Source organism: Brevundimonas diminuta ATCC 11568 (assembly GCF_000204035.1).
GTDB classification, from domain to species: Bacteria; Pseudomonadota; Alphaproteobacteria; order Caulobacterales; family Caulobacteraceae; genus Brevundimonas; species Brevundimonas diminuta.
In genome coordinates this window covers 680218-682420 of the sequence record NZ_GL883084.1, presented here as the reverse complement: position 1 = coordinate 682420, position 2203 = coordinate 680218, and the positions used below count along the sequence as shown (strand labels likewise).

Genomic DNA, 2203 nt, shown 5'->3' with positions numbered 1-2203 from the left:
CGCGCGGTCTCGCGCGGCGACGGTTCGGACGGCGCCAGGGCCGTGCCTGCCGGGTTGGCCGGGGGCAGGGGGGCGCCGGGAATGGTGTCGCTGACCCGGAAGGAGTCCGACACCTCGATGCCGTCCATGTCGAACAGGCGGGCGCGCTGGCCTGCCGGGATGAAGTTGTCGCGCAGCCACAGGGCGGCCGCGCGATCGTCCAGCATGGGATAGGGGTCGCCCTGGGTGATGCCCAGTTCGCCCAGGACGTTGGCGAGCAGTTCGGCCTGGACGCCGAGCGATTCCTGGCGCGCCTCGATCAGACCGCGCCGCCACTCGTTGAGCAGCAGGGCGCCGCCGAACAGAATCAGCAGGCTGAGAAGATTGAGGGCCAGGATGAACCCGCCCAGGCGCGAGCCGCCGAAGCGGAATCGGCGCCGCGCCGGGGCGTCTTCAGGTTCAGCTCTCGCGGTAGCGGTATCCGACGCCATACAGGGTCTCGATAGCGTCGAACTCAGGGTCGACCATGCGGAACTTCTTTCGCATCCGTTTCACATGGCTGTCGATGGTGCGGTCGTCGACATAGACCTGATCGTCATAGGCGGCGTCCATCAGATTGTCGCGGCTCTTCACGAAGCCGGGGCGCTGGGCCAGGGCCTGCAGCAGCAGGAACTCGGTGACGGTCAGCTTCACCGGCTTGCCGTCCCAGGTCGATTCGTGGCGCGCCGGGTCCATCGACAGCTTGCCGCGCTTGATCGCCTTGCCGGCTTCGACGGCGGCGGGATCGACGGGGTCCAGACCTTCCACGCCCGCGCGGCGCAGCAGGGCCTTCACCCGCTCGATCAGCAAGCGTTGGCTGAAGGGTTTGTGGATATAGTCGTCGGCGCCGAGGTTGAAGCCGAGGATCTCGTCGATCTCCTCGTCCTTGGACGTCAGCATGATGACCGGAATGCTGGAGGTCTGGCGCAGGCGGCGCAGCACTTCCATGCCGTCCATGCGGGGCATCTTGACGTCCAGGATGGCCAGGTCCGGCGGGGTGGTCTCCAGCGCTTCCAGGCCCGAGGCGCCGTCGTGATAGGCGGTCACCGTATGGCCGTGGCTTTCCAGCGCCAGTGAGACGGAGGCCACGATGTTCTCGTCGTCGTCGACCAGGGTGATGTTAGCCAAGGGCTTCTCCTTAGTGCGGGCGGGGCGATCGCGTGATCGGCCGCCGTATCCGGTAACGCACGGCAAGCGTAACCGTTCTATGCATTCGCGGTGACTTTACGGCCACCGCAAAATGGTTTGCGCGACTCTGCCTTTCAACCCGTGTGAGGAAAAGACGAAACCTCGCCTTAAAGCCTGGAAAGTCAGAATAGCCGTCTTGCTGTCCACGAAGGCGCCATGGCTGGTCCCGTTCACTACGAAATCTACATCCGCCGCACGCCGCCGGACGACTGGTCGCTGTCGCAGGCGATGGAGGACCGCCGCCGCGCCATGGAGACGGCCGAGGATCTGATGCGCGACCGTCAGGCCGTGGCTGTGCGCGTCACCAAGGAGACGATGGACCCCGAGACCATGGAGTTCGCCAGCGTCGTCGTCCTGACGCGAGGGGCGCCGGAACTGAAGCGCAAGCGCCCGGCGCCGGTCGAACCGCGCGGCCCCGCCTGTCGCGGGGTGCAGGATCTCTACGCCCCCCATGCGCGCGAGACCATCGGCCGCATCCTGGAAGACTGGCTGGGTCGCCAGGGCGCGACGGCCTTCGAGCTGCTGCACCGGCCGGATCTGGCCGAACGGCTGGAAGCGTCGGGCGTGGAGCTGCAGCACGCCATCCAGAAGGTCGCCGTGCCCGAGGCCCAGGCCGTGCCCGGCCAATCGGTGCACGAACTGATGCGCCACTATCAGCGCCTGGCCGAACAGGCGATCGAGCGGCTGTTGAAGGCGGGCCGCAGCCGGACGTTCGTCGATTTGGAGACGCGATCCGTCGCTGATCTGGCGCACAGCCTGACCGGCGCCGCGGACCGGGCTTTTCTCATGGGCGGGGCGGTGGCCGGATCGCTGCGCGGCCTGACGGGGGCGCGGGCGCGGCTGGAGCGGCTGATGGACATCTGCGATCGGGCGCCGATCGAGGGGCCGCCGCGCGCCCTGGTGTTCGTCGCGGTCGAGCAGATCCTGTGCGAGCTTCTGGGATCGCGCGCGGGCCTGGCCCAGATTCTCGGCCCCGGTCTGGATCAGGGCTCCAGCC

The 2203-nt window shown here is 67.8% G+C and carries 2 protein-coding genes and 1 pseudogene; 1 reads left to right on the top strand and 2 read right to left on the bottom strand.

Annotation, left to right across the window (positions count from 1 at the left end; translation table 11 throughout):
• The coding region (locus BDIM_RS03575) for a sensor N-terminal transmembrane domain-containing protein (protein WP_040344673.1) at positions 1 to 470 on the bottom strand (470 nt) is incomplete at its 3' end.
• A complete protein-coding gene (gene chvI, locus BDIM_RS03570; protein ID WP_003164209.1) occupies positions 439 to 1146 on the bottom strand; it encodes a two-component response regulator ChvI in 708 nt (235 codons plus the stop codon). The genes BDIM_RS03575 and chvI, both read right to left, overlap by 32 nt.
• A 216-nt stretch (positions 1147 to 1362) precedes the next feature.
• On the opposite strand from chvI, the pseudogene BDIM_RS17820 reads away from it, so the two are divergent.
• Positions 1363 to 2203: pseudogene (locus BDIM_RS17820) on the top strand (hypothetical protein); the annotation flags it as partial.